The 26,719-nt window shown below is 42.1% G+C and carries 23 protein-coding genes; 12 read left to right on the top strand and 11 right to left on the bottom strand.

Annotated features, from left to right (window positions below; all coding sequences use genetic code 11):
* Positions 1 to 21 precede the first annotated feature (21 nt).
* Positions 22 to 1,440 carry a tetratricopeptide repeat protein gene (locus tag BUB08_RS03805; protein WP_072999113.1) on the bottom strand — a complete coding sequence of 473 codons (1,419 nt, stop codon included), beginning with the start codon at positions 1,438 to 1,440 and terminating at the stop codon, positions 22 to 24.
* Positions 1,441 to 1,503: 63 nt separating this feature from the next.
* Entirely contained in the window at positions 1,504 to 3,036 is a 1,533-nt protein-coding gene (locus tag BUB08_RS03800) for a DUF4301 family protein (RefSeq protein ID WP_072999111.1), read from the bottom strand.
* Between the two features lie 210 nt (positions 3,037 to 3,246).
* Here BUB08_RS03800 and BUB08_RS03795 point away from each other — a divergent pair, with 210 nt between their 5' ends.
* Positions 3,247 to 4,194, top strand: coding sequence for a tRNA modification radical SAM protein MnmL/YtqA (locus BUB08_RS03795; RefSeq protein WP_072999109.1), 948 nt, complete (start codon positions 3,247 to 3,249; stop codon positions 4,192 to 4,194).
* Between the two features lie 110 nt (positions 4,195 to 4,304).
* Here the strand turns inward: BUB08_RS03795 and BUB08_RS03790 are convergent, their stop codons facing one another.
* The 3 genes from BUB08_RS03790 to BUB08_RS03780 form a co-directional block, all read right to left on the bottom strand.
* A complete protein-coding gene (locus BUB08_RS03790; protein WP_139249610.1) occupies positions 4,305 to 4,721 on the bottom strand; it encodes a PAS domain-containing protein in 417 nt (138 codons plus the stop codon).
* A gap of 143 nt (positions 4,722 to 4,864) precedes the next feature.
* Positions 4,865 to 5,620: a DUF4197 domain-containing protein gene (locus tag BUB08_RS03785; RefSeq protein WP_072999105.1), complete on the bottom strand. Its 756-nt coding sequence runs from the start codon at positions 5,618 to 5,620 to the stop codon at positions 4,865 to 4,867.
* A gap of 26 nt (positions 5,621 to 5,646) precedes the next feature.
* Entirely contained in the window at positions 5,647 to 7,485 is a 1,839-nt protein-coding gene (locus BUB08_RS03780; protein ID WP_245820166.1) for a YgiQ family radical SAM protein, read from the bottom strand.
* A gap of 103 nt (positions 7,486 to 7,588) precedes the next feature.
* On the opposite strand from BUB08_RS03780, the gene BUB08_RS03775 reads away from it, so the two are divergent.
* The 4 genes from BUB08_RS03775 (at position 7,589) to BUB08_RS03760 (ending at position 11,844) form a co-directional block, all read left to right on the top strand.
* Positions 7,589 to 9,358: a GNAT family N-acyltransferase gene (locus tag BUB08_RS03775; protein ID WP_072999103.1), complete on the top strand. Its 1,770-nt coding sequence runs from the start codon at positions 7,589 to 7,591 to the stop codon at positions 9,356 to 9,358.
* 332 nt (positions 9,359 to 9,690) lie between these two features.
* A complete protein-coding gene (locus BUB08_RS03770) occupies positions 9,691 to 10,623 on the top strand; it encodes a polyprenyl-phosphate transporter (RefSeq protein ID WP_072999101.1) in 933 nt (310 codons plus the stop codon).
* Complete coding sequence (locus BUB08_RS03765) at positions 10,620 to 11,363, top strand: shikimate dehydrogenase family protein (protein WP_072999099.1); 744 nt, start codon at positions 10,620 to 10,622, stop codon at positions 11,361 to 11,363. Before BUB08_RS03770 ends, BUB08_RS03765 begins: the two co-directional genes overlap by 4 nt.
* 4 nt (positions 11,364 to 11,367) lie before the next feature.
* Complete coding sequence (locus BUB08_RS03760; protein WP_175549940.1) at positions 11,368 to 11,844, top strand: low molecular weight protein-tyrosine-phosphatase; 477 nt, start codon at positions 11,368 to 11,370, stop codon at positions 11,842 to 11,844.
* Positions 11,845 to 11,857: 13 nt separating this feature from the next.
* Here BUB08_RS03760 and BUB08_RS03755 read toward each other — a convergent pair whose 3' ends face one another.
* Together BUB08_RS03755 and BUB08_RS03750 are read right to left on the bottom strand one after the other, a co-directional pair.
* On the bottom strand, positions 11,858 to 12,565 hold the full coding sequence (locus BUB08_RS03755; protein ID WP_083570570.1) for an MgtC/SapB family protein: 708 nt from the start codon (positions 12,563 to 12,565) through the stop codon (positions 11,858 to 11,860).
* Positions 12,566 to 12,648: 83 nt separating this feature from the next.
* Positions 12,649 to 13,116 carry a MaoC family dehydratase gene (locus BUB08_RS03750; RefSeq protein ID WP_072999831.1) on the bottom strand — a complete coding sequence of 156 codons (468 nt, stop codon included), beginning with the start codon at positions 13,114 to 13,116 and terminating at the stop codon, positions 12,649 to 12,651.
* Between the two features lie 190 nt (positions 13,117 to 13,306).
* Here BUB08_RS03750 and BUB08_RS03745 point away from each other — a divergent pair, with 190 nt between their 5' ends.
* Positions 13,307 to 14,227 carry a DMT family transporter gene (locus BUB08_RS03745; protein ID WP_072999094.1) on the top strand — a complete coding sequence of 307 codons (921 nt, stop codon included), beginning with the start codon at positions 13,307 to 13,309 and terminating at the stop codon, positions 14,225 to 14,227.
* 32 nt (positions 14,228 to 14,259) lie between these two features.
* On the opposite strand, the gene BUB08_RS03740 is transcribed toward BUB08_RS03745, so the two are convergent.
* Positions 14,260 to 15,111 carry a 3-keto-disaccharide hydrolase gene (locus tag BUB08_RS03740; protein WP_083570569.1) on the bottom strand — a complete coding sequence of 284 codons (852 nt, stop codon included), beginning with the start codon at positions 15,109 to 15,111 and terminating at the stop codon, positions 14,260 to 14,262.
* A gap of 350 nt (positions 15,112 to 15,461) precedes the next feature.
* Between BUB08_RS03740 and BUB08_RS03735 the strand changes: the two genes are divergently transcribed.
* The 5 genes from BUB08_RS03735 to BUB08_RS03715 all read left to right on the top strand — a co-directional run bounded on the left by BUB08_RS03735 (position 15,462) and on the right by BUB08_RS03715 (position 22,128).
* Positions 15,462 to 16,577, top strand: coding sequence for an MraY family glycosyltransferase (locus tag BUB08_RS03735; protein ID WP_083570568.1), 1,116 nt, complete (start codon positions 15,462 to 15,464; stop codon positions 16,575 to 16,577).
* A 379-nt stretch (positions 16,578 to 16,956) separates the two neighbouring features.
* Positions 16,957 to 18,834: a hypothetical protein gene (locus BUB08_RS03730; RefSeq protein WP_139249609.1), complete on the top strand. Its 1,878-nt coding sequence runs from the start codon at positions 16,957 to 16,959 to the stop codon at positions 18,832 to 18,834.
* Between the two features lie 15 nt (positions 18,835 to 18,849).
* Complete coding sequence (locus tag BUB08_RS03725; RefSeq protein WP_072999088.1) at positions 18,850 to 19,905, top strand: DUF6340 family protein; 1,056 nt, start codon at positions 18,850 to 18,852, stop codon at positions 19,903 to 19,905.
* Complete coding sequence (locus BUB08_RS03720; protein WP_072999086.1) at positions 19,902 to 20,939, top strand: DUF6340 family protein; 1,038 nt, start codon at positions 19,902 to 19,904, stop codon at positions 20,937 to 20,939. The genes BUB08_RS03725 and BUB08_RS03720 overlap by 4 nt, the downstream gene beginning before the upstream one ends.
* On the top strand, positions 20,923 to 22,128 hold the full coding sequence (locus BUB08_RS03715; protein WP_072999084.1) for a DUF6340 family protein: 1,206 nt from the start codon (positions 20,923 to 20,925) through the stop codon (positions 22,126 to 22,128). Before BUB08_RS03720 ends, BUB08_RS03715 begins: the two co-directional genes overlap by 17 nt.
* 32 nt (positions 22,129 to 22,160) lie before the next feature.
* On the opposite strand, the gene BUB08_RS03710 is transcribed toward BUB08_RS03715, so the two are convergent.
* From BUB08_RS03710 to BUB08_RS03700, 3 genes are all read right to left on the bottom strand, one after another.
* Positions 22,161 to 23,114 carry an LVIVD repeat-containing protein gene (locus BUB08_RS03710; protein WP_072999082.1) on the bottom strand — a complete coding sequence of 318 codons (954 nt, stop codon included), beginning with the start codon at positions 23,112 to 23,114 and terminating at the stop codon, positions 22,161 to 22,163.
* Between the two features lie 169 nt (positions 23,115 to 23,283).
* Positions 23,284 to 24,669, bottom strand: a complete 1,386-nt coding sequence (locus BUB08_RS03705) for an outer membrane beta-barrel protein (protein ID WP_175549939.1) — start codon at positions 24,667 to 24,669, stop codon at positions 23,284 to 23,286.
* A gap of 17 nt (positions 24,670 to 24,686) precedes the next feature.
* The gene (locus BUB08_RS03700; protein WP_072999069.1) at positions 24,687 to 25,247 is read right to left on the bottom strand and encodes an RNA polymerase sigma factor; all 561 of its coding nucleotides are present in this window, start codon (positions 25,245 to 25,247) and stop codon (positions 24,687 to 24,689) included.
* Positions 25,248 to 25,482: 235 nt separating this feature from the next.
* Here BUB08_RS03700 and BUB08_RS03690 point away from each other — a divergent pair, with 235 nt between their 5' ends.
* The gene (locus tag BUB08_RS03690) at positions 25,483 to 26,712 is read left to right on the top strand and encodes a serpin family protein (RefSeq protein ID WP_072999066.1); all 1,230 of its coding nucleotides are present in this window, start codon (positions 25,483 to 25,485) and stop codon (positions 26,710 to 26,712) included.
* The last annotated feature ends 7 nt before the right edge of the window (positions 26,713 to 26,719 follow it).

Below are 26,719 nucleotides of genomic sequence, written 5' to 3'. Positions count from 1 at the left end.
TGGCGAAGAAAAACAACCCGATTACAGGTTGTTCTTTGCTTTGAAATCGTCAACTGCTTTTTGCAGATTGGCGTTTTTTATTGCCTTTGGGTAAACATCAAAGAGGTAATTGATTTGCATAAAATCCTGCTCCATGGCGGTTTTAAGCATTTTAACGGCTTCCTTCTCCCGTTTATTTTCAAGCAAAAGGCTCACCATGCGGTATTTCAACAGCGGGTCGTCGTTTTTCTTTATGCCCGATTTTAAAACTTTAAGCGCATTTTCCTGATTTCCTTCTTTCAGAAAAACCTCTACCCAGGTCAGCCAAATCTCGGTGTTATCTGACTCAAGTTCGGCAGCTTTCTTCAGTGCGCTCTCCGCCTTTTTGGGGCTGTTATAATCGTTGTAAACCTTTGCAAGTGTAACCCAGTATTCAGAGTTTGAATCGTCAATTTTTAAAGCCTTTTTGATGAAAACGATACTTTCTTCCCACTTTTTCTCCAACCACATTATCAGCCCGACTCCAAACCAGGCAGCATCGTTTTCTTTATTCAATTTGATGGCTTTCTGGTAATACGACTCAGCTTTTGCATGTTCATCAAGATTGAGATAGCACTCACCAATGTAACACCAAGCATCATCGTTTTCGGGCTCGAGCTCCAGGTACTCAATATATTTGGAAATCGCCTCCCTGTATTTTCCGGCATTGGCATACGCGTTGCCAATATTAAACAACGACTGGTCAAACTCATCATTTAAAGCCAGTGCAAATTCATAAGCTTCAACAGCCTTTTCAAAATTCCCGGATTTGTTGTAGGAAACTCCCAGGTTAAACCAGATGGAAAAATTGAACGGGTCGATATCGAGGTACCGATTATAATAATCTATACTTTTCTGATACTCCCCTTCCTGGTCACTAAAAAAGCCAAGATCGTAAAGCGCCATTTCATTTTCGGGGTTCACCTGAAGAGACTGCTCGAAATACCCGATGGCCTTTTTTATTTCGCCCGATTGCACATAAGAAGAACCAACATGGTAAAGAATATCGTCTTTTTCTCCACCGGCATTTTTTATAGCATTACGAAATGATTTATCTGCTTCGTAGTTGTCGCCCAGCATCAGGCAAGCCGAACCTTTTATCAAAAACACATCCGGATTACCGGGCTCGAGCTGCTCTGCCAGACCAAGGTATTTTAACGCATTCTGATATTTTCCTTTACTAAGTAAAACCTGAGCATATTTAAGTTGAAGAGGCACTGCTCCGGGGTGAATCTGCATTCCCTGGCGTGCTGCAATCTCAGAAGCATTAATGTCTCCCTCATCTAGCAAAGACTCCACAATTCCCTCAAACTCAGAAACGTCAAAATAACTTTTCCGGCCTGAAACAAGTGACCGTTTAAAACGGCTCAGTGCCTCGCTAAAATTCTCTTCGTCTAAATAATTTCGTTCTTCTCTGTTCATTCAAGCAATAAAAATCAAACCGCGAAATTAGCAATTCACTCCGAATAAAGAAATACGCGCCCGTTATTGATGTTGCTCCCTTAACAAATCGTTTACGGTTTTAACCGGGTTAAAGGTTTCAATCGGAACCTCCACAAAAAGCGTATTCCAGTTGCTCATTGCCCCATTCCACAAACCGGGCAATTCCTGCGCTTTTAAATCCTTTCCGTCTTTCGATTTCTTTGAAATAAAACCGGTTGCCGGATCGGTAAACTGGGTCAGGTTATATTTTTCGCCTTTATAATTTTTTACTGCACACACCAAATCCACCGGGTTAAAATGCGTTGCATTTTTAGCAATGGTTTGCTGCTGCATGTTGTCCGGATCAATCTGTGAACTCTCGGCAATTTGCAACGAAACAGTCCCGTCCGGATTCGTTGCCCAGAAAGGCCCGCCGCCCGGTTCGCCTTCGTTTTTCACCATGCCACAAACCCGCAACGGGCGGTTATACTTTTCTTTCAGATAATAATACAACTGTTCCTTTTCTGTGTAATACTGATTTTCCTGCGGCCGTGTGTTTAACGTATTTTCCAAAAAGTTGGCAGCTTCTGCAAGAAATGCGCTGTCGAGACTTACCGGATGCCGTTCGTTTAATATTTTTTGATATTGAAATACTTTTTCCTGATATTTCAGCAACACGCCTGCCAAAGCTTTTTTATAGTCAACTGTTGTATCTTTCAGGCGGTCGGGAACCACATTATCAATGTTTTTTATGAAAATGATGTCGGCATCCAAATCATTCAGGTTTTCGATAAGTGCGCCGTGCCCTGCAGGACGAAAAAGCAGACTGCCGTCGGCTTCGCGAAAAGGCTCGTTTTCCATATCAACCGCAATGGTATCGGTAGAAGGTTTTTGTATGCTGAACGATACATCGAACGTAACACCCCAGGTTTGCTCATACCTTCCTTTTACTTTTTCAAAAAGCTCCTGAAAAACCTGTTTATGCTCCGGGGAAACGGTAAAATGAAGGCGGGCTGTATTTTCGTTGTCTTTCGCATACCGGGCTCCTTCAACCAGATGTTCCTCAAACGGAGTCCGCTGGCCGTCGTCATACTTATGAAATTTCAGCAACCCTTTTGGAAGCGCACCGTAATTCAACCCTTTTTCGTACAACAGGTACTCAATCCAGTTTCCACAGAACTCATTATCAACATCTTTCCCCGCAACTGCTTTTTTCAATTCATCAAAAAAAGCAAACTTCTCTTTGTTTATCAAGAAATTACGGGCAGCAGCATTTTTAGCAAGCGCTATTTCCGGATTTTTATCGTCTTTGCATTTATCCAGCGCTTCAAACAGTGCTTTAAACATACGGCTGGCAGCACCCGAAGCGGGCACAAACTTAAGCGGTTTAACTCCGGCACCGACCTGTTTTTCATACCTTTCGCCACTTTTCCGAATGCCTGTTTCGTCAAGTTTTATTATCCCGTTATTTAATGTAGCTGCATCAGTCAAATTCAAATAGGGGAATCCTTTTTTGAAATTTTCTATTTGTTGCAGAACCACATCCAGCTGGCTTCCGCGCTGTTCTATTTGAGTTTTATCTTTGTGAGTAAACATATTTTTCGTTTTTTAATTCCATTTTAAAAATAGAAATAAGATTCCGTTTTAAAAATTATTCAGCGCCTAGTTAAATCAAAGTTTTCATTTATTTTTTAACAAGTGTAAAAAAGAATATTGTAATTTGGCCGCAACTATTTCAGACTGACTCCTTCAGGCTGACAGAAGTTAATATCAGAGGCGACAAGCAAAAAAATTCCGTAAAAACAGATGCAAGAACATATTTTTTCATGGGGACACACAAAACGCTACAACGACTTTTCGAGCTATTTCCGGAACCTGTTTTCGGAACGGGTTCAAAAGGTTTCGATTGACGCCGGTTTTTCGTGCCCCAACCGCGACGGGACAACAGGATACGGCGGATGCACATACTGCAACAACAAAACGTTTAAACCGACCTACACAAACCTCAAAAGTCCGGTCGGCCAGCAAGTGCAGGAAGGAATTCGCTTTTTTGAAAAGAAGTATAAAGCCATGCGGTTTCTTGCCTATTTTCAGGCGTACACAAGCACCTGGGCGCCGCTGGAAAATCTAATCCCGTTGTACGAAGAAGCATTGCAACACCCAAAAATAGTGGGACTGGTAATTTCCACCCGGCCCGATGCCGTAACAGAAGAGCTCCTGGACTACCTGGCAGAGCTGAGTAAAAAAGTGTACATTATGGTGGAATTCGGGCTTGAATCGCACCTCGACGTTTCTCTTGCAAACATGAACAGAGGCCATAATTTTGCGAAATCTGTTTGGGCGCTGGAACAAACCGCAATGCGAGGAATTAACAATTGTGCCCACCTTATTCTGGGGCTTCCCGACGAGGACAGAAATGACTGGCTCGAACAGGCCCGAATAATTTCACGGCTGCCGTTAAACAACCTCAAACTACACCAACTGCAAATCCACAAAGGAACCGTAATGGAAAAACAATACTCCGAAAATCCGGAACAGTTTCATCTTTTTACGCCGGAAGAATATGTTGAACTTGTGGTGGATTACCTCGAACTGCTCAACCCGAAAATTGTTGTGGAACGCTTTGTCAGCCAGGCTCCGGACGACATGCTAATTGCACCAAAATGGGGGATAAAAAATTTTGAATTTGTTGCCAAAGTCGAAAAAAGGTTGAAAGAACGCGACACCTGGCAGGGCAAAAAATTCGGCAGTTAAAAAAGCCAAACGCCTGCAAAAGGAAAAGCCGCCGGGCTCAATTTTACTTGAGTAATCCGGCGGCGAACCTACCTCAGAGTCTTTATTGTTAATGATTTTGATTCTGCTGATTAACGCTTTTGGGTTCTGTCGTCCACTACCACCAACCGGTATTTCAGACCCTGCATTACCACGCGGTGCGCATCGAAATGCAAATGTTTGGTTTCCATTCTATTATTGATATAAAAATCGCGTACCAGTTCCAGCTCCGACAAATTAGAGCCCGACAACAACTCCCGAATCCGGCAACGCGCGCAAAAACTATCTTTGGCGTCTATTTTTTTTCCACGTTGGGTGCAGCCAAATATTTCACAAAACTCATGCTCCAGCACATCTCCTTTGTCGCTTTCCGAAAGCTTACGAAAAGCATCGTTGAAATATTTCACCTTAAAATTTTGATCGGTAAGAAATATTGCCTGGGGGTGGTGTTCGATCAACTGATTCACCAGATCGTTGGCTTCCTCGATTCTTTGAAATTCAAGTTTCATTCTATTCAGTTTTAACGGTTTATATAGTTTGCCCGGGGAATAAAATCCGAAGAGCACTTAATAGTTCATATTAATAAAAAGCGAAAGTAAAAGAAGAAGCCTTGCCCAACCTGTATCCGAATAAAACTTCTTCTTTTTGTTTTCTATGAGTCAACCGATCCAAAAACTCTTTTCAGCAGGGCACTTGCACGCGCTGCCGGGTCTTTCCTGATCAATTGTTCTTCGGTTTCAATTTTAGTGAAAAGCCCGTCCAGCGCTTTTCCGGTTAGGTATTCGTCCAGTTTTGTTTCCACCGGTTTCAGTCCGGCAATTTGTCCAACCATTGAGCCTGCCACATCGTTCCACTTGGAAGTAAGCGTGTTCCAACTTTGAGAGGTAGAAACATTTCCAACCAGCTTTTTATCCAGCGAAGCCTGAATTTTAGGCCGGTACAACTGAAACAAATCGTTGTAAGTAGTTCGATGCAAATAGGAAGTGGCTGCATTATTTTCGCCCCGCAGAATACCAACGGCATCGGTAATTGTCATGCTTTTAATACTGTTCACAAAAATTGGCTTGGCTTCAGAAACGGCATCTTCTGCAGCACGATTAATGCGCAGCAAAACATCTTCCAGAAGTTTCTCGCCACCGGGAACGCGGCCAATATTATTAACGATTACATCTGCTTCCGGCGGCAAAAGAATTTTCACCAGCTCATCTTTGTAATAACCGTCAGTAACGCCCAATACGTCAACAGATTTGTTAGTGCCAACCACCAACGCCTCTTTCAGCCCGGCAATTATTTCGGTCTGATTGAGCGGCCGTTCCTCGTCGAGTGCCTGTTGTGCAATTTGCATTACTTCTGCACAAGACGACAGAAAAAGCAGTAGCAAAATGCTCAGGGATTGTTGAATTTTCATTTTTTGATTTTTATATAAAGTAACAACTATTTAAACAATTTATCAATCATATCTTGCCGACCTTTGGCTTTCAGCTCACTAATGATTGATTTTCGGTATTCGCGTTTGTACCAGAAGAAAAACTTACGCTGCTCGCGTTTGTCATTCTGGTTTCGGGCGGTGTATACCTTTTCCATGGTGTAGGGATGATATCCGGAGTAATAAATTACCGTTGCCAACGTCATCGGGGTAGGCGTAAAATCCTGCACCTGCTCCAACCTGAAATCCATATTTTTTGTTTGAATGGCTAGGTTTGCCATATCTTCCGATTTGCTGCCCGGATGGCTTGAAATAAAATACGGAATCAGTTGTTGATCCAGTTTTTCTTCTTTGTTTATCTTTTTAAACTCTTTATTCAGTTCCTCAAATAATTTAAAAGACGGCTTCCGCATAAATTTCAACACTTCGTCCGATGTATGTTCGGGCGCCACCTTCAGCCGCCCGGACACGTGGTGTTTTATAACTTCACGCAAATATTGCCGGTTTATCTGGTCGGTTTCTTTGTTGCCTGTTTTTTCAAGAATCATGTCGTAACGGATACCACTTCCCACAAATGCTTTTTTAACCTTGGGGTTCTGCCTGACTTTCTGGTACAAATCGAGCATTGGCTTATGACTGGTATCCAGATTTTTACAAATCGAAGGAAAAATACACGACGGCCGTTTGCACTTCCGACAGATTTCCTCATGAATACCTTTCATTTTATACATGTTGGCAGAAGGCCCTCCCAAATCAGAAATATATCCTTTAAAATCGGGCATCTGAGTTACCTTTTCCACCTCTTTTAACACCGACTTCTCTGAGCGGCTGGCAATAAATTTTCCCTGATGCGCCGAAATGGTACAAAACGTACAACCGCCAAAACAGCCTCGGTGAATGTTTATTGAATGCCGAATCATTTCGTAGGCGGGAATGGTGCCTTTTCCGTTATAGCGTGGGTGAGGCAGCCTGGTGTACGGCAAATCATATACGCGGTCGATTTCCCGTTCAGAAAAAACCGGCCACGGCGGATTAACCACAACTTTTTGGCTGCCGACCTGCTGCACCAGCTTTTTCGCTTCAATTTTGTTCGACTCTTCTTCAATATGCATAAAGTTCCGCGCGAACTTTTTCTTGTCTTTTAAGCACTCCTCGTGCGACGAAAGCTCAAATTCGTCCCACTCCTTTTTGGTCGCATATTTTGCATCGTTACCGATTAAAAATGCGGTTTGAGGAATTGTAGTAAGATTTTCCACCGGAACACCACGCTGTATCAACCGCACAAACTCTTCAATCGATTTTTCACCCATCCCGTAAAACAACAAATCAGCGCCCGAATCCACCAGAATGGACGGCATTAACCTGTCGGACCAGTAGTCGTAGTGAGTGACGCGCCTTAATGAAGCTTCAATGCCGCCAATTACAAGTGGCACATCGGGAAACAGTTCCTTCAGTATATTTGAATACACAATAGTTGCATAGTCGGGCCGCTGCCCGGTGCGTCCACCCGGAGTGTAAGCGTCGTTCGATCTTTTTCGTTTGTTGGCAGTGTAGTGGTTCACCATAGAATCCATGTTACCGCCGGTTACCGAAAAGAACAGCCGCGGTCGGCCAAGTTTCTTAAAATCGCGCAGATCGTCCTGCCAGTTGGGCTGCGGCACAATAGCCACTTTTAACCCTTCAGCCTCCAATATTCGCCCGATAACCGCTGCGCCAAAAGAAGGGTGGTCAATATAAGCATCCCCGGTAAAAAGGATGACATCGGGTTGCTCCCAACCCAGTGCTTTCATCTCCTTTTTGGAAGTGGGAAGCCATTTTTCTGTATTATCCGGATGCATTTTCATCATTTATCTCGCCAAGAATAACAAATAATTTCCTGAATTGACAAAAAACACCTTATTTTGTTTTGAGTTTTGCCAGGTTTTCAATTGAAACCTTAAAAAATTATTAATGGAAATACTTAACCTGAAGGATATTTTTAAAGCTCCTCCCGCCCTTTCCCTCTTCGGAGGCGAATATTTTGCCAAGTTTCTTACCTACATTCTGCGTTTTCATAAGTTGAATAAAATTTATGAAAAAATAGCATCGAAAAAGGGAATTGAATTCATCGATGAAATTATCCGAACACTCGAATTTAAGATAGAATTTGATGAAACCGGATTAAAAAGAATTCCGGAAACCGGGCCTCTGATTATTGTGGCAAACCACCCGTTTGGCGGATTCGACGGATTATTGCTGATAAAATACATTTCGCTTGTACGGCCGGATGTTAAAGTTATTGGCAACTTTCTGATGCAAAAGGTAGCCCCTGTTTCAGAGTATTTCATTAGCGACATTACGTTGAATAGTTCGGAAACGACAGCAGCTCTGAATCACCTTGAAAACGGCGGGATACTCTGCCTTTTTCCGGCAGGAGAATTAAGCACTTACGATACATTTGAAACTATTACCGATCAGGTTTGGCAGTTTCCGATGGTGAAATTTGTAAAAAATGCGCGGGTTCCGGTGTTGCCTGTATATTTTCAGGGAACAAACAGCCGGCTGTTTCACCTGATGGCAAAAATTCATCCGTCGCTCCGGCAAGTAAGGCTGCCATCTGAGCTGTTGAGCAAAAAACACAAAACCATTAAAATGCGAATTGGCGCTCCTATTAAAGTGGCGGATCAGGACAAAATTTCCGACGTGTACCAGTTCGGCCGTTTTATCAGAGCTAAAACGTACGGAATGGGCTCGCCCATCGAAGTAAAGCGTTTTTTCAACTACAACCTGAAACCCCAGCCAAAACCGGAACAAATTATCGACCCGATTTCAAAAGAATTAATTCTGGAGGAGATTCGGAAAATAAAAAACGAATACACGCTTTTCAACTTAAAAAACTACGTTTCGTTTTGTGCGCCGGCAAAAGAAATTCCAAACATTCTAAACGAAATAGGCCGGTTGCGCGAAATTACATTCAGGGAAGTAGGCGAAGGGACAAACCGCAGCATCGATATTGACGAGTTTGACCTGTACTACCACCAGATGTTTATCTGGGACGACGAGGAAGAAAAAATTGTTGGCGCCTACCGAATCGGGAAAGGACAAGAAATTATTGAACAGTATGGCAAACGAGGGTTTTACCTGCATTCGCTGTTTCGTATTTCCGAAGATTTTAAACCGATTTTAAATGAGAGTTTGGAGCTGGGCAGATCGTTTGTTATTAAAGAGTACCAACGCAAACCAATGCCATTGTTCCTGCTTTGGAAAGGGATTCTGTACTTTTTGCTGAAAAATCCGGAGTACCGCTACCTCATCGGACCGGTTAGTATCAGCAATAATTACTCGAAAATATCGAAAGACCTTATTATAAGGTTTATTATGCAGAACCACCTTAACTGGAAAATGGCGCAGTTTATTAAACCACGAAACAGTTACAAATTTAAAAGCGATAACCCGGATTTTAATGTTCTGATGGAAAACATGGAGCACGACATTAACAGGCTGGACAGAGCAATTGGCGACCTGGACGAGTTGAATTCGGGGCTCCCGGTGTTACTAAAAAAATACATTAAACTGAATGCAAAAATTATAGCTTTTAACGTTGACCCCAAATTCAACAATTGCCTCGACGGGTTGATTGTTCTGGACGTAAACGATGTTCCTAAAAACACCATCGAATCGTTATCGAAAGAAGCAAACGACGGCTCCATTCTGGAACGTTTCTATTCCAACCGGGAATAATCGGCGTGCCCGTTTTTCGGAAGGAAACAAATGATACACAAGGAGAGTAGTAATCGAAAACCAGCCTTCTGAAATTTGTATTGTTTTATTTTTCGTTACCCGAAAATGCAGAATTAATTGCCATATTTGCACGGCATGTAAAAAACAAAACGTAACATATTATTATACGGATTATGAGTTTTACAGGATGAAAACACCGGGCAGTAAACGGCCAGCTATTCATTTAATTAGCAGGCATTTTTTCTCCTGACGCTAGTTTTCCGGCTCCGGCTGTTAACCCGCCTGAACATTCAAAATCCGAACGTATAACAAACATTTTTCAAAAATTAGAAATGAATAGAAAAACAAATGACTACCTGCTTTTAACGCTCAAAGGAATGGGAATGGGAGCCGCGGATGTGGTTCCCGGCGTATCTGGCGGAACAATAGCATTTATAACCGGCATTTACGAAGAGTTGATTGAATCCATCAAGTCCATCAACCTGAAAGCGCTGAAAATTTTATTCTCCGGAAAAATTGCGTTATTCTGGAAAACAATAAATGCCAACTTTCTCTTGAGTGTTTTGCTCGGAATCGGCATCAGTGTTTTTTCGCTGGCAAAAGGGCTCGAATACCTGCTTCACCACTACCCTATTTTAGTCTGGTCTTTCTTTTTCGGGCTAATTGTGGCTTCGGCCATTTACGTGGCGCGCACCATAAAAAAATGGAGTGCCGGCACTATTATCTCCGGCATCATCGGAATTGTAGTTGCCTACTTCATTACAGTAATTTCTCCGGCTGAAGCCAACACCACCTGGGCATTTATTTTTATTTCGGGGGCAATTGCTATTTGCGCCATGATTTTGCCAGGCATTTCGGGAAGTTTTATACTTGTACTGCTGGGCATGTACAAATTCATTCTATCGGCAGTAGGCGATCTCAATATCCCCGTAATTTTGGTATTCTTGGTTGGTGCAGCAGTCGGAATAATCATTTTCTCCAATTTACTTTCGTGGCTGCTCAAAAACTTCCACAACCTCACCATTGCTATGCTTTCGGGCTTTATGGTAGGCTCGCTCAATAAAGTATGGCCATGGAAACAGGTTACAGAAACTTTTGTTGATCGCCACGGCGAAGTAAGGCCGCTTGCCGAAACAAATATTTTGCCCGGCACATACGAACAGATTTCAGGCCACCAATCGTGGCTTTTGGGCGCCATTCTTTTGGCATTGGTAGGATTTGCAATTATTTTTGTGGTCGAAGGATTAACAAAAAATAAAAAATGAAGAAATACGGTCTGGTGGGATTCCCGCTCACGCACTCTTTTTCCAAACGCTTTTTTACGGAAAAATTCGAACAGGAAAATATTGAGTCTTCGTACGAAAACTTTGAAATTGAAAATATCTCCAAATTCCCGGATATCATCCAAAACAATCCGGAGCTGATTGGGCTGAACGTAACCATTCCTTACAAGCAACAGGTCATCCCATTTTTAGATGAACTGGACGAAGCAGCAGAAAAGGTTGGAGCAGTAAATACAATAAGAATCAGTCGCAGCGAGGGGAAAACTCATTTAAAAGGATTTAATACTGATACGTGGGGATTTGAAACATCATTAAAACCTTTTTTGAAAAGCCGGCACAAAAAAGCGTTGATTTTAGGAACAGGCGGTGCTTCCAAAGCAATTAAGTACGTACTGAATAAGTTGGGAATTGATTTCATTTCGGCAACAATTGAAGAGTTGAAAGAAAAAGAAATCAGGTACGACGAAATTGACAAAGCAGTCATGTCAGAAAGGTTACTCATTATTAACGCCACGCCGCTGGGAACCTATCCGAAAGTAGAAACTTTTCCTGCTATTCCATACGAATATATAACTGAACAGCATTTGTTATTCGACCTGGTTTACAATCCTGAAATGACACAATTCTTGCAAAAAGGTAAAGAACACGGGGCTGCAGTAAAAAACGGTTACGAAATGTTGTTGCAACAAGCACTCAAATCTTATGGAATCTGGAATCGATAAAAGCATGAAAGAGAAGAAAAAAGTATTGTTCGTTTGCCTGGGAAATATTTGTCGCTCGCCCAGTGCAGAGGCCGTTTTCACAGGAATGGTTAACAAAAAAGGGCTGAACAACAAATTTGAAATAGACTCTGCCGGAACAGGCGGATGGCATGCGGGCGAACAAGCCGACAGACGCATGCAAAAACACGCTGTAGAAAGAGGATACGATCTCACCAGTATTTCACGAAAATTCAATCCGGAAACTGATTTCGACCAATTCGATTTTATTATTGGGATGGACGACGAAAATATACATGCACTGAAAAGCATGACGAGAAACAACAGCGACGTCAAAAAAATCCACAAAATGACCGACTTCAGAAAAGAGTGGAACTACGATGAAGTTCCCGATCCGTACTACGGCGGCGAAGAAGGTTTTGAACTGGTACTCGACCTGCTTGAGGACTCGTGCGAAGGATTACTGGATAAATTGAAAAGCTAATCTGCTTTTATGTTTATTGAATAATCTCCACTGAAACGGAAACCGTCCCCGGTAATTGTTCCAGCAGTTCAACCAGCTGCTGGATATCCATTTTCCGGGTGACGCCAACCAAAAAAGTCAGTTTATCGGTTGCTTCATTAACATTTCTGTCAAAGCCGACGGAACTGACGTGCACATCCATTCTCTTCAGCACATCGTTAACCGGCTGAATTTTGGAATGCTTCTTTTTCACGGTTAACTCAATCCGGCGTAAAGTCCGTTCTTTAAAGAATGTCTTTTCAAACAGATCCATTGCTGTAAGCGCAAAAAGAACCACAGTAACTCCAATAAGGCTCACGGTGTACATTCCGGCACCAACAGCCAGCCCAACAGCTGCCATCACCCAAATGGAAGCGGCAGTAGTCAGCCCACGCACATTGGCACCAAATTTCATAATTGCACCCGCGCCCAAAAATCCAATTCCGGAAATAACCTGCGCCGCAATTCGTCCGGGGTCACCATTCTGAAATTCAGTAAATGTCTGTGGAATAAAAATGGAAATAAGCATTACCATTGTTGAACCGATACTGATAAGAATATGTGTGCGCAAACCCGCAGGCTGATTATGAGTTTCGCGTTCGAGGCCAACAAGAGTTCCCAGAAAAAAGCTAATAAGAAACCTGGCCAGTGCTGTTTCCCAGGTTATTTCATCCGACAATAAAATCTGATTCAGATATTCCATGATTCCGCCATTTTGCCACGAAATTACGAAATAAAAAGATTCAGAAACAATAGACGAAAATCAGAACAAACAGAAGAGTCCGCCTAATTTTCGAAATGATAAAGGAAGGTCACCAGGGCATCGTAAGCCGGCTTTTTCTGTCCTTCAATCTCCACTACAATTTTAACCTGAATTTTCGCAATTCCCCGCAGGTTGCGGATATCTTCCAAAGAAACAACTGCTCTAATTTTGTCGTTTACCAGCACCGGCTGCTGAAACCTTAGGTTTTCAATCCCATAGTTAACAATCATTTTTACGTTCCGAACATCCACTATCGAATACCACAGGTAAGTCAGCATCGACAAAGTAAGGTACCCGTGTGCTATTGTGCTTTTAAACGGAGACTCATTGGCTGCCCGCTCCGGGTCGGTGTGAATCCACTGGTAGTCGAGCGTGGCATCTGCAAACTTGTCAATTTGTTCCTGGGTTATTTGAACATATTCGGATGTACCTATTTCTTTACCAAGAAAAGCGGCAAATTCGTCGTAACTATTAATGATTGTCTGTCCCATTATTAATTTGAATTTTAACGCTGCAAAGAACGTTATTTTAACTGTATCGAAGAAGAAAAAAACCAAGTAACACACATTTCCGGAAAATCTCCGGGTGCTTCTTCCGAATATTAACACTTGGTGTTCCAAACTTAAACAAACCCGGTTTGTTTCGATTTATTTCACACATTTGCAACTGATTTATTCGAGAATGAACAACTTACTAAAAAACACAACTTTTCTGGCTATTGTTGCCACATGGCTTTGGTCCACCGCATTTGTAGGAGTAAAAATAGGATTAGAATACCAAACACCGCTGCAGTTTGCCGGGGTTCGCTTTTTTATTTCCGGCGTTTCTATTTTCCTTATTCTAGGCCAATTCAAAAAATTCATTCGGGAAGTAAAAGCCAACCTGAAGTTGGTGGTTTGGGTTTCCCTCATCCAGGTTTCTGCACAATATGCACTTTTTTACAGCGGATTAAACCTGGTTCCCGGGGCGCTGGGGGCAATGCTTGTGGGCTCCTCTCCTCTTTTTATTGCCGTTGTTGCCCATTTTTCTTTCCAAAATGATAAAATGACCCTCCCGAAAACATTTAGTATTCTCATCGGAGTTATCGGGATTGCAATTATTACTCTGGGGCGTACAAAAGTTGAGATGCGCGGAGAGATGGAGCTTCTGGGAATCGGGTTGCTGCTAATCAACAACCTGGTTGCCGGCTATGCAAATGTTCTTGTTGCCAAATCACCAAAAGAAATTTCTCCGTTTGTACTCAGTTCATCCACGTTAATGATTGGAGGATTAGTACTTGGGCTGATTTCTATTCCTGTAGAAGGAATAAATCTCGGGCCATTTCCTCCTAAATATTATGTGGCTTTGGCGTGGCTCAGCTTTTTGTCGGCGGCTGCAATTTCCATATGGTACATTCTATTGCGACGACCGGGAGTAAAGGTTTCCGTTTTAAATGTCTGGAAATTTCTCATTCCGGTTTCCGGAGCAATTTTAAGCTGGATGATTTTAGAGGACGAAGAACCGGATCTTATATCAATTTTGGGAATGCTGGTAATTGCCTCATCATTAATTCTGCTAAACTACACCAACCGGAAATCAATAAAAAAGCCGAACCTGAAATGAGGTCCGGCTATGGAAAGTTATAATTTGTAATTTTATTCCTCGTCCAAGATTAGCAGCTCAATTTTTCTAAAATCAGTCGGATGACTTTCTGCCTGAAGAGAGATGGTTCCGCTGGTTATCATGATGTCGCCATATTCCGACAACAGTTTTTCGTAATATTGATCGCGCGGATCAAGTTGTGGTTTTTCATAACTCATTACCTCTTCTCCCTCAACAAAATGCCGGATAATTTTTCCACCATGAACTTCCACTTCTACCGACACCCACTGGTCGCCATGAAAAGTTTTTGAGCCCGAATTCATACAATGCTGTTCTACCAGTATGTTATCCATCACCACATTGGTTCCGGGAGTACAAAGATTCATGGTTGATCGCTCGTCTTTTCCGTTTCCACCCAACAACTGCACCTCAATTGAAACCGGAAAATCCTGATCGAGTTCCATCGACTCTGCACTTTGCCCGTGCAACATCAGCCCATTATTCCGATAAGCCCAACCGGGACCGCCTTTTACCTGCTCCCCAACAAAACGATATTCTACCCGCAGCCGATAATGAGAAAATTCCCCTTCGTAAAAAATATGGCCGAACTGATTGTTCCAATCCTCCCAATCGTTGTAGCTAACACGCAACAAGCCGTCTTCCACCCTGAAGGTGTTGTTCAGATTGTACCCCAATTCGTAACCTTTAAACTTTATTTGCCAATTATTCAAATCCTTGCCGTTGAACAACTGAATCCAATTTTCGGTGTTTTCGCCTACGGCTGATTTTTCAACGTTCTGTTTGGATTTTGATCCGGATCCGCATGCGGAAACAACAACTGACAAAACAAGGATTAACACTTTTAAACTACCGGAATAAGTCTGCATAAAAATACATTTAGTCATTTAACATTAATTTAATAGAACTCAAAGTTAGAATAATAAACTGAATTTCAAGCCAATAAACACCATTTAAAAATCGCTGCTTTTCACAACACTCTAGCCTGCAATTCCTTCCAGAATGCCTGAAAAATCGGGATTTTCCCAAAAACCGTCAGATATAAAAAATGAGTTGAAAGTCTTACCTGACACTACAAAATTGATAATTTTGCAAAACAGATTATTGGACGCGACGACATATTTTTCTTATTCGGAATAAAACATTTGTCATATTTTTCCATATTTTTGAATAAAATGTTTAAAAACCGGAGCATAGAATTATAATTACGCATGCAAGCACCCTAAATTGCGAAGAAATGTTATTTACCGAACTCTTTCTAGACATACTGGCATTTACACTTGGATTTTCGATAGTAATACTTACTATTCCTACCATTATTCACATTGCCAAAGAAAAAAAATTATACGACTCTTTTAACGAACGGAAGATCCATACGAAAACCATTCCTCCGCTGGGCGGAATAGCGATTTTTCTCGGATTCATTTTAAGTACAATTATTTCAACGGGAGGTTACTCTTTTGGAGCCCTTAAATACATAATAGCTGCAGTAGTTATCATGTCTTTCATCGGATTAAAAGACGATTTGCTAAACATCTCGGCCAGGAAAAAGTTTATCGTACAGATTATTGCTTCAATGCTGCTTATCAGTTTAGGGAGCTTTCATCTTTCGAACTTACATGGGTTATTTGGGTTCTACCATATCAACGGAGTAGTGGGCGGAATTATCACCCTTTTTGTAATGTTATCTGTTATTAATGCGTTTAATCTGATTGACGGGATCGACGGGCTTGCTTCCGGACTCGGAATTCTTGCTGCTTTTACTTTCGGTACATGGTTTTACATGGCCGGCTATATCCGATATGCAATAATGTCGTATGCGCTTGCCGGTAGTTTATTCGGGTTCTTCCTTTACAATGTATTTGGAAACAAAAACAAGCTGTTTATGGGCGACACCGGTTCTTTAGTTTTAGGTATCATTATTTCGGCGCTTATTATAAAGTTTAACGAATTCAACATTGAAAGGACATCGCCGTTTAACGTCGGGGCTGCTCCGGTTATTTCTTTTTCGATTGTAATCGTCCCGCTAATCGATACGCTCAGGGTTATGACAATTCGTATAAAAAACGGGAAATCACCTTTTTCCGCCGATAAAAACCACATACACCACAGACTGCTCGAACTGTATCCCAGTCACCTTAAAGTAACCATGATTTTGGTCTGCTCAAACATTTTGCTAATCGGGCTTGCTCTTCTTTTCGACAGTCTTGCCTTTGATATAAACTTTCAGTTTTTATTCGTTTTTGTTGTTGCAATCGGACTCTCTTTTATTCCTTCGCATCTGGTTCGGTTCAAAAACAAAAGGACATGGAGAAAATTTTCGCTGGCAAGGTATTACAATTGGTTTATCTAAGCGCTTTTCGTTTTAATAAACGTAATTTCTGCTTAAGCTCTCTTTTATCAGAAACACAATATAATGCTGCTTTTACCGCGTTTGTGCAACGAGGGAATTACCTCGGTCGTTCGATGTTTTAAAAAGGAGTTGTGTATATTTACGACCGCTAACGCTAAAGGAAATTACATTGATCTCATTTGGAATAAAATATTGGTTCGCATACGTTTTAATTCTCCTCGTTTCGGCCGCTCTGGTTACACTTTTTTTATATTTCAGAAACAAAAACACCAGCGAATTAACAAACAGGCAACGGGCATTTTTAATGTTCCTGCGCTTTGCTTCGTTTCTGTTGATTGCTTTTTTTCTGTTGTCTCCTTTTCTGAAAAGTCTGAAAAAAGTGGTCGAAAATCCACTGATAATTGCTGCGTGGGATAACTCAGGTTCGATCACCGCAAACAGCGATTCGGTGCAGATTTCCAACGAAGTAGTTGACATAAAAGAAAAACTGGCAAAAGAATTTGGAGGCGACTACCATCTACTTGATTACACGTTTGGGCAAAAAACAGAGCTGAACGGCAATCTGAATTTCGCTGAAAAAAAATCGGATTACAGCAACCTGATATTCACGCTGACCAACAATCATTTCAACGAAAATATAGGGGCACTTATTCTGGTAGGCGACGGAATTTACAATCAGGGAAAAAACCCGGTTAACTTGCAGCAGGATATTGCTTTTCCGGTGTACTCCATCGGATTGGGAGACACCACTGAAATTACTGATGCGCGCATTCAGGGAGTGAGGGCAAACCGAACCTCCTTTTCCGGAAACCGTTTCCCGGTGGAAATCGACTCCCGTTTTTCCAAACTAAAAGGCCGTGCGTTGCGGTTAACCGTGCACGAAGGGAAAGAGGAAGTTGCACAGACTGTAATTACGCCTTCGAACAACGACTACTTTCAATCTCAACAATTTACGCTGGATGCAGGAGAGCCTGGGCTCAAACATTTTTCTGTTACAATTGAAGTAGCAGAAAACGAACAAAACACCAGAAACAACACCACTCATTTTGTTGTGAACGTGCTGGATAACAAGCAGAAAATATTAATCCTTTCAGATGGTAATCACCCAGATATTGGCGCCATAAAAAATACCCTGGAACAACAAAAATCGTATGACGTTTCGGTGTTTACAGAAGAACCTTACCCTTCCAATTTTGCAGATTTCAATCTGGTAATTCTGAACCAGCTGCCAACCTCAGGAAAATCGATGGCAAACATTGTCGAAAACGAATCCAATCAGCGTGTTTCTTTGCTTTTTATTGTAGGGAGCAAAACATTCCTGCCACAATTAAATGCACTGGCACAGGGAGCAGTTATTAATCCGCTTGCTGGCTCGGCAGAAGAGGCACAGGCTAAATTTAATCCTTCTTACGCCAGTTTCAGTTTAAACGAAAATTTCAGGGAAGTGGCCGAAAAATTTCCGCCATTAATGGTTCCGTTTGCCAATTATCAGCTGGAAGCCGAATTCAATACATTGTTGTATCAACGAATAAAAAATATTGAAACAGGAAAACCGCTAATCGCCACAGGAGTATTAAACGGGAAAAAAATCGGATTTATTTTTGGCGAAGGCATTTGGCGGTGGAGGCTGAATAATTACTTCCAAAACCAAACACACACTCAGTTTAACGAGCTGATTTCGCAACTGATACAATACCTTTCCCTGCGCGAAAACGAGGACAATTTTATTATGAAATTTAACCCGGTGTATTCCGAAATTGACCCGGTAGTTTTAAACGCAGAAGTTTACAATGATGTTTTTGAACGAATAACAACGGAGGAAGTAACAATAGCTATTCGGAATGAGCAGGGCAATGACCTGGATTTTACTTTTGATATTCGCGGAAACGGGTACCACCTTAACGCCGGAAACCTGCCGGTTGGCAACTACAGTTTTGTGGCGGAAGTTACCATCGGCAACAATAAATATACTGAAACCGGCAATTTTGCAGTAACATCGGTAAATATCGAAAACATCGAAACCCGGGCCAACCACCAAATGCTGTATCAACTTGCTTCCCAAACCGGTGGAAAGTTTTTCACCCCGAATCAGGTCGACCAGGCAATTGAAGAAATTAAAAAAAGCAATAAATTAAAACCGCAAAGCCATTTTCAGGAAATGGTTACCGAATTAATAAACCTGCGCTGGATGTTTTTCGTAGTGTTAGTGCTGTTAAGCGTGGAATGGTTTTTGAGAAAGTACTGGGGCATTTATTAAAAGGATTTTCAACCGATGAAAAATACATTCAAAAATATAGCAAAACCGGGACTTCTTTTACTGGTAACCTTGTTTGCAATTTCATGCATTTCAACCCGCACACTGGTAATGGATATCCCGCAACCTGCAACAAGCGAGCTGCCACAATCCATACAAAGCGTCACCCTTGTTTCGCAGGCAGTCGACGGAAGATTCACTAATTTGGAAGAAGACTCCCTTCAGAAAATTTTCTACAAACAACGTTTCAATCTCGATACGGTTATTTACGATTTTCAGGTAGCCGACACCACCGTAAAAGCACTTGGCGAATTGCTTTTTGAATCTGGAAGATACGATTACGTAGTTCCCGAAAAACGATTTCTTGAAGCTCCCCGAACATCTTTCCTGGCAACAGAAATTCCCTGGGAAAAAGTAGAAGCGCTCTGCGACACCTTTCAAACCGATGCAGTAATATCACTCGATTATTTGAAAACAAGAGTGATTACCGATTACGATAACGAAACATTTTTCGATCCTTTTGAAGGCGGATTCAGCTCTGCATCAAGGGCAGAAATGAAAATTTCTTACGAAGCACTGTTCAGAGCCTACGATCCTGCACAACGAAAAATCTTGTTCCGTGAGTTTATCACAGATACGTTGTACTGGGACGATGCCGATGTTTCGACCCGAAATTTATTCAACCGTTTTACTACGGTAAAACAGGCGCTTAACGAAACGGGAATTGTAATTGCACTCGAGCTTTCTGACAGAATTGCCGTTAGATGGCGGCCGGAAAGAAGAACATATTTTATAAAAGGGAATTCAGATTTTCGGAAAGCTACCCAGGTTGCCGATTCGGGAAACTGGCAGTCTGCCGTTGAAAAATGGAAGGAAGTTGCCAGCAATGCAGGTTCCAAAACACTAAAAAGCAAGGCTCAGCTTAATATTGCGCTAGGATACGAAATATTAGGCGACATAGATTCTGCTATTCAATGGGCTTTAAAATCGTACGAAACAATGTACCGCCCGTTGACATACGACTATCTGGAAACGTTGAAACGAAGAAAAAAAGAGCAAAAAAATACAGAATGAACGCAAAAAGTTACCCGGTAATTTTTCTTGTACTGTTGTTTGCTTCCTGCACGGTTTACAAGGAATACCCCATTGAAATATACAATCCCGGGGAAGCCAGTGTTCCTGCCGAGGCAAAAAGCGCGGCACTTGTCTATCGTAACTTTAAATTTGAAGAAGACACTCTTCAGCATTACTACAAAAGCAACTATCAGCTTTTCAGGGCGAAAAATGACCCGGCCAATCTCGACAGCATTCTGGTAACTGCATGTTTAAACGAACTGGCTGCAAATTTAAAAGCAAACAATGCTTTCCAGAAGCTTTTCGTTTTTCCGTTCTCTACTTTTGACAAACATTCTGCAAAACACCTGTCAGAACTGACACCGGAGCTGACAGAAAAAGTTGCAGGCGCATCAAATGCAGACGTGCTAATTGTATTGGAAACTTTTTCGTCATTTTTCTCCACCTACCCCGAAGAATTCGAAACACCCAAATCAAACGAAGTGATCACTGTTGCTGTTTGGGGAATTTACGACCCGGAAAGCAGAACAAATATAGACCGAAAAACTATGATTGACACCGTTTTTTGGAACGGTTACGACACAGAAGGAAATTACCAAAGAGGCTACAATCCGCCGCCGCGGCTAACAGCACTGGAACTTGCATCTGCACTGGCCGGAGAAAATTACGCCAAGCGTTTTTATGCCTCCTGGCAAACGGTAAATCGCATGTATTCTGTGCCTCCGCTTCCGGATTTTTCAACTGCAGCGCAATACCTGGAAGAAGGAAAATGGGATGAGTCCATTAAGCTTTGGGAAAAATATGCCGACCAAAGTAACGGGAAAATGGCCATTCATGCGCGTTACAACCTGGCGCTGGCTTATGAGATGAAAGATGATTTGGAAGCCGCACAAAAATGGCTCACGGCAGCTCTGGATCTGGCTTTAAGTTACAACAGCAAAAGTGATTTAAAAATGATTCTTGCCTACAAGAAAGTACTAGCAGCCCGCCAAAGCAAAATACTCAAATTCAGTCAGGATGAAAAACTCCCTTAAACTGGCAGTGCTGGCTTTTTTCGGAGTTTTTTTTTCAGCATGCAACACTCTTTACAGTTCAAAAACAACCCAACTCGAAATTTTCGTACCTGCAAAAATCTTTTTCCAGGAAAAATACGACACAATTGCCATTCGTTACAATAATATTAATGCCGGGTACAATCCTAACTTTGCCGGTTATTACCAAAATAATGAATTAGTAACCGACACCAAAAATACAGACAGCATTGCCTCTGAAATTTATTACAACAGTTTTCTTTCATCGTTAAAAAACAGCCGCTTTTTCGACTCAATTATTGAAATCGAGCGCGGAAATTATTCAAACGTTCTTTTTTCTGACTCCCTCCTCAGGGCAGAAACTGATGTTCCGAATGACTCTTTGGAAACTTCTGACACTCATCTAATCACCGCACCGGTTGCCAACTTCTGGTCGCTGGCCGGTCACTTTCAACCTAAAAAAGAGCACGCAGATATCAGAACTATTGATCCTGAACTGGCCACTTACACAAAAGATGAATTAGCCCGGATGCGGGATTCAATTGGAGCAAAAATGCTTCTATCACTGGATTACTTTGCAACAACTGAAAACGAACTGGCAATAAGCAACGAAGAGGCAATCGGGGTTTTTGATGTATTTGTAGTTTCGTATTGGAATTTTTTCGACCTCGAAAACCTGCAACTGACTTATTTTTACGACCGGGTGGACACAATTACCTGGGATTACGTTGATGGAGTAGTTGTACATCCGCCCCGAGAAGAGGCCATAAAAGAAGCTGCAAAAATTGCGAGCAACAACTTCACAAACTTTATTACGCCGCACTGGGTTGACGTTCAACGGCTATATTACATCTCCGGGCAGGTCGAACTAAAACAAACAAATGCACTGGTTGCCGAAGGAAAATGGCTGGAAGCAGCAGAAATATGGAAACGGCATGTAGAAAACCCCAACAAAAAAATTGCAGCTAAATGTATGTTTAACATGGCACTGGCCTGCGAAATGCTTAATCAGCTGGATGCTGCTGTTGACTGGGCCGTAAAATCCTACTACGTTTTCGGGCAAAAAAATGCAGTGCACGAACACAATTGCAAGGAATACATAAATATTTTAAACCAGCGAAAACTGGATATTAAACGAATTGAACATCAGTACAACCCGCAACCACTCAGACCGGACAAAACAGCCGGGTAGTTCAACAAAAGAAGAACCATTTTAAACATATTTTATTCCTGTACCGGAATGTGGCTCACCTGCCGGATATCCATCAAGTCAGAATAATCGTACTGGTAAAAACCATCTTTTCCAATCATAAAAAGGTAGTCACTAAAAGGGATTACATCAAACGCATTAATATTCCCAAATTGTGCAATTTTTCTGTTCCCGATTGACTTCAGATCCGAAGCATCATAAACAAGTAATCCGTCTTTTCCATCGCACACAAAAAGAATTTCGTCATCAATTCCCAACCCGTAGGGTTCGCGCATGGAATATGAATACAACAAAATAGAATTCTTGTAATCCTCTCTCAATTCAAGAATATCAAGTCTGCTTACAGTGCGGCCGCACTCGTTCCCTCCCCTTAAGGTTACGTAAGCAACGTGGCTCTGAACCACAACCGGATCGCAACTGCGCACATGAGTGTAACTGTGTATTTGCTCAGGATTTTTTGGGTCAGCAAGAGAATAAACCAGCATGCCGCTCATTGTTCCCAGAAAAAAATGGTCGTCGTGCACAAACATGGTTTCAATGTCTTCGCCAGCCTCTTTCTTATTTACCAGCACCGGCTTCACACTCTCGGTAACATCAAAAACATGGAAGTTCTCGGAATCCACTATGTACAAATAGTCGCCATTCAGACCGAACCTTGCCATTGAGCCGCCAATGCCAAACGAGTTACCCTGCGTACTACTGGAATATCCACCAATACTTTGCGAAGAAGACGAACCTGAACTCACATTGGAATACGCATCGGTAAAGTACTCATTTTTGTACCAGCCGCTCCGATAAATGGGATAACTTTTCCGCTCAACTTTCAAGCGGGCATAATCAATCTTCCAGTCAACCACCACTCCTTTTTTTTCATCTACTTCCGCAGTGAGCAAGCCGGGGTCTTTTGCCTCGGGAATTGTATAAGGAAAAACTCCGTTGATGCGCTCCACCTCTTTCGGGTTAGCCACGTCAGAAATATCAATTAATGGCTAAAAACACGGCAGGCAAAAGCAGGCACAATTTTCTCATAGGTATAAGTTTTCAGGTTAGAAGCGAAAAAAGTTTTGGAGGTTGCGTAATGCGCAAAAAAAATTATCGCAGCAGTCTCATTTCCAAAACAAACTGCAAAAACAGGCTTTAAAATGCATAATACAGTCCGGTGTAAACACCAACCCGGTAAGGTCTGAAATCCACTTCAGGATTACGATTTATGGAATTCAAGTAGTAATTGATTCGTGGTTCAACAGCAACAGACAAATGCTTTCCGAGTGCATAATTTACACCAACACCAAGGGTTCCCGAAACATTTACTTTGGAAATGTCGCGCGTTCTTCCGATGTCCTGAACACCATACTCATTTTTCAGGTAAGCACTGTTCCCGACCACCAGTCCGGCATTAATGCCGCCAACCAGCTCCAGGTCTATTTTCTGGTCAACAACCAGGTAACGCAAATAAAGCGGAATTTCCACAAAATCGAAAACCTGTGACAAATCGCCGCGGGTAAGCAGCGAATTGGGTGAATCCCCCGCCGACTCGAGGTTGGCAGAAATATTTGCACCTTTCGGCATATTTTTAAACTCTATAATTCCGGCAGTGCTATTCATAAATAAATTGTCACCCGTCATTTTTAACGCCGTATTAAAGTAAGTACGATCGGGCGGTGCTGCGGCATAATCGGCTTGAGCCGACTGGGAAAAAAGCCCCGGCGTACTTCCGGTGCGCTGTCCATTTTGCGCGTAGTAAACACCACTTTCCACACTAATTCTTTTTCCGGTTTTATACTGAACGGAAATTCCTCCTCCCACGCTGGCATTTCCATCATCGCTCTGGTAAGTCATATTTCTGGCATAGCCCGAGCCGTGGCTAACAGAATACGACGAATAACCGGGAGAAACATTCAGCCCGAGCTTCCAGCCTCTGTCATCGCTTTTGGTAGTATTATTATGAACGCGAGCATTTTCAGCGATTAAAGTCCGTTCCCACGAAACAAATTCAGGCACAATTTCCTGTCCTTCGTTTTGCACTAATTCATCGTTTTGCTCCTCATCCGATACCCGCACATTTACCGATGCAATATGTTCTATTTCAGAAAAATCTGCCGAAGCAGCCGGCAAAATTCTTTCTTCTGTTTCTGCTTTATCCGAACCTGCTAATTCTTTTTGCCGAACAGTTTTTTTGCCGGTTGCATCTGCCAGCAGCGGCATTTTTTTGCGGGAGTCTGTTTCCGCTGCTACGTCGGGCAACAACTGAGCCGGGGCTTCCGTCCGAACTTTTTCGGGCTCGTCCTCCGTTTTTACCGTTTCAGATTTAACTACACGAGGTGCTACTTCTTCTGCATTCTCGCTAAAATACCAACCCGACACAAACGCCAGAGCAAGCAGTACGGCAGCTGCCGACCAACGATACCAGGCCATCCGTTTTTTACGGCGCTGCCCGGCAAGTTCTGCCTGAATATTTTCCCACAAAAATGCAGGCGGTTCTTTCGAGAAATCATCAAGCTTTTCCCGAAAAATTTTATCCATATTTAAGTTTTCCTTCATTATGCAAGATAATTTGCATTTGATTCTACTTCTCCGTAAAGCTCAAGTACTTTACGTTTTAAAATATCCCTTGCCCTTGCAAGGTTCGATTTCGATGTTCCCACCGAAATGTTCATCTCTTCTCCTATCTCCTGGTGGTTCATTCCTTCCATTACGTAGAGGTTGAAAACCATCCGGTACCGCGGAGGCAACTGCTGAACCAGCTCGAGCAAATCTTCCGCTCCAATTTTTGCAAGAATATCGTCCGAGACCTCAGCAGAGTCATATTTCGTCATATCTTCCACCGGGTACAACACATTCTGTTTTCTGAATTTTCCCAAAGAAACGTTCACCATAATTCTTCTCATCCAGCCTTCAAAAGAACCTTCGTGCCTAAAATTTTTAACGTTCGAAAAAACCTTAATAAATCCGTCCTGAAGATTGTCTTCAGCTTCGGTTCTGTCTTTTGCATAGCGCAAACAAACCCCGAACATTTTCGGCGCAAACATCCGGTAAAGTTTTTCCTGCGCATGTACATTACCCGACGCACACTCGTTTATAATATTTTTTAGTTCTTCCAAATCAAGCCTGCAAAAGTTCCTTCAAAAGTAAAGATAAATTCCGCTTTCCTGCATTTATCTCTAACTTGCTGCCAATTGGTTTCCGCAACTTTTTTCAATTGAAAACACTGGATAGATGGAACAAGAAATAAAAAGGTTGCGTCGGCCCAAATTTTTTTTTTTTGAATTCTGCGCAACCTTTTTATTTCGCACGCCATCTTAAATAAAAAATGCGCGACAAATTAAAAGTCAAACAATGAAAACGATATCGATTCTTATTCTTTCAATAATCATTTTTACTGCAGGCTGCGACCTTCCCAACAACACTCCCGATGAAGAACTGAGAGTTACTGAAAAAACAGCCAGCCTGATTAAAGCCGAAAACAACTTCGGATTTGAACTCTACCGGAATGTTTTTGCCTCGGAAACCGACTACGAAAATATTATGGTTTCGCCATTGAGTGTGAGCCTGGCGCTGGCCATGACATACAACGGCGCCGATGGCGAAACAAAAACGGCAATGGAAAAAACGCTGAAAGTTTACGGATTGACTCCGGAAGACATCAACACTTCGTACCGCGACCTGGTGAATGCACTCAAATCGCTCGACCAAAAAGTACTGCTGGAGATTGCCAATTCCATTTTTTACAGCGATGTTTTTCCAGTTGAAAAAAGTTTTATTTCAACCAATAAAAATTATTACGATGCGGAAGTTTCTCCTCTCGATTTTGGTTCACCTCAGGCCGTGGAAACAATTAACAACTGGGTAGCAAACAAAACACACGACAAAATCGATAAAATTATCGAACAAATTTCCCGCGACCATGTGATGTTTTTGCTGAACGCCATCTATTTTAAAGGAGCCTGGCAAAAAGAGTTTAACGAAAAAAGCACCGAACAACTTCCTTTTTATCTCGATAACGGCGGAAGCATTCAGGCTGAAACCATGCAGCGGCTCGATACTTTACCTTACGCGTCGAACGATTTGTTCAGCGCCATTCAGCTTTCCTACGGAAAGGGAAATTACAACATGTATGTTTTTCTGCCTCAAACGGGAAAAAACTTGCAGGAAATAATAAACGAACTGAACGAAGAGAACTGGAATACGTGGATGAAAAGTTTTACCGAAACCAGAAATATTGACATAAAACTTCCGCGCTTTAAATACAAATACGAAATTACATTAAACGACGTTTTAACAGAAATGGGAATGAAAATTGCCTTTACCCGTGCTGCAGATTTTACAGGCATTAACCGGGATGGCCGCTTAAACATCGACTATGTAAAACACAAGTCGTTTATTGAAGTAAACGAAGAAGGAACTGAAGCGGCAGCAGTTACCATTGTTGCCATTGAGCGCACAACCGTTGGCGGCCCAACCAAAATACCTTTTAATGTAAACAGGCCCTTCTTGTACGCAATTACTGAAAAAAACACAGGTGCCATTTTGTTTATGGGAACAGTAAAAAATCCGCAGGCCCACTAAAAAAACG

It is taken from the genome of Mariniphaga anaerophila (genome assembly GCF_900129025.1).
GTDB classification, from domain to species: domain Bacteria; phylum Bacteroidota; class Bacteroidia; order Bacteroidales; family Prolixibacteraceae; genus Mariniphaga; species Mariniphaga anaerophila.
This window is presented reverse-complemented; position numbering and strand designations above follow the sequence as displayed.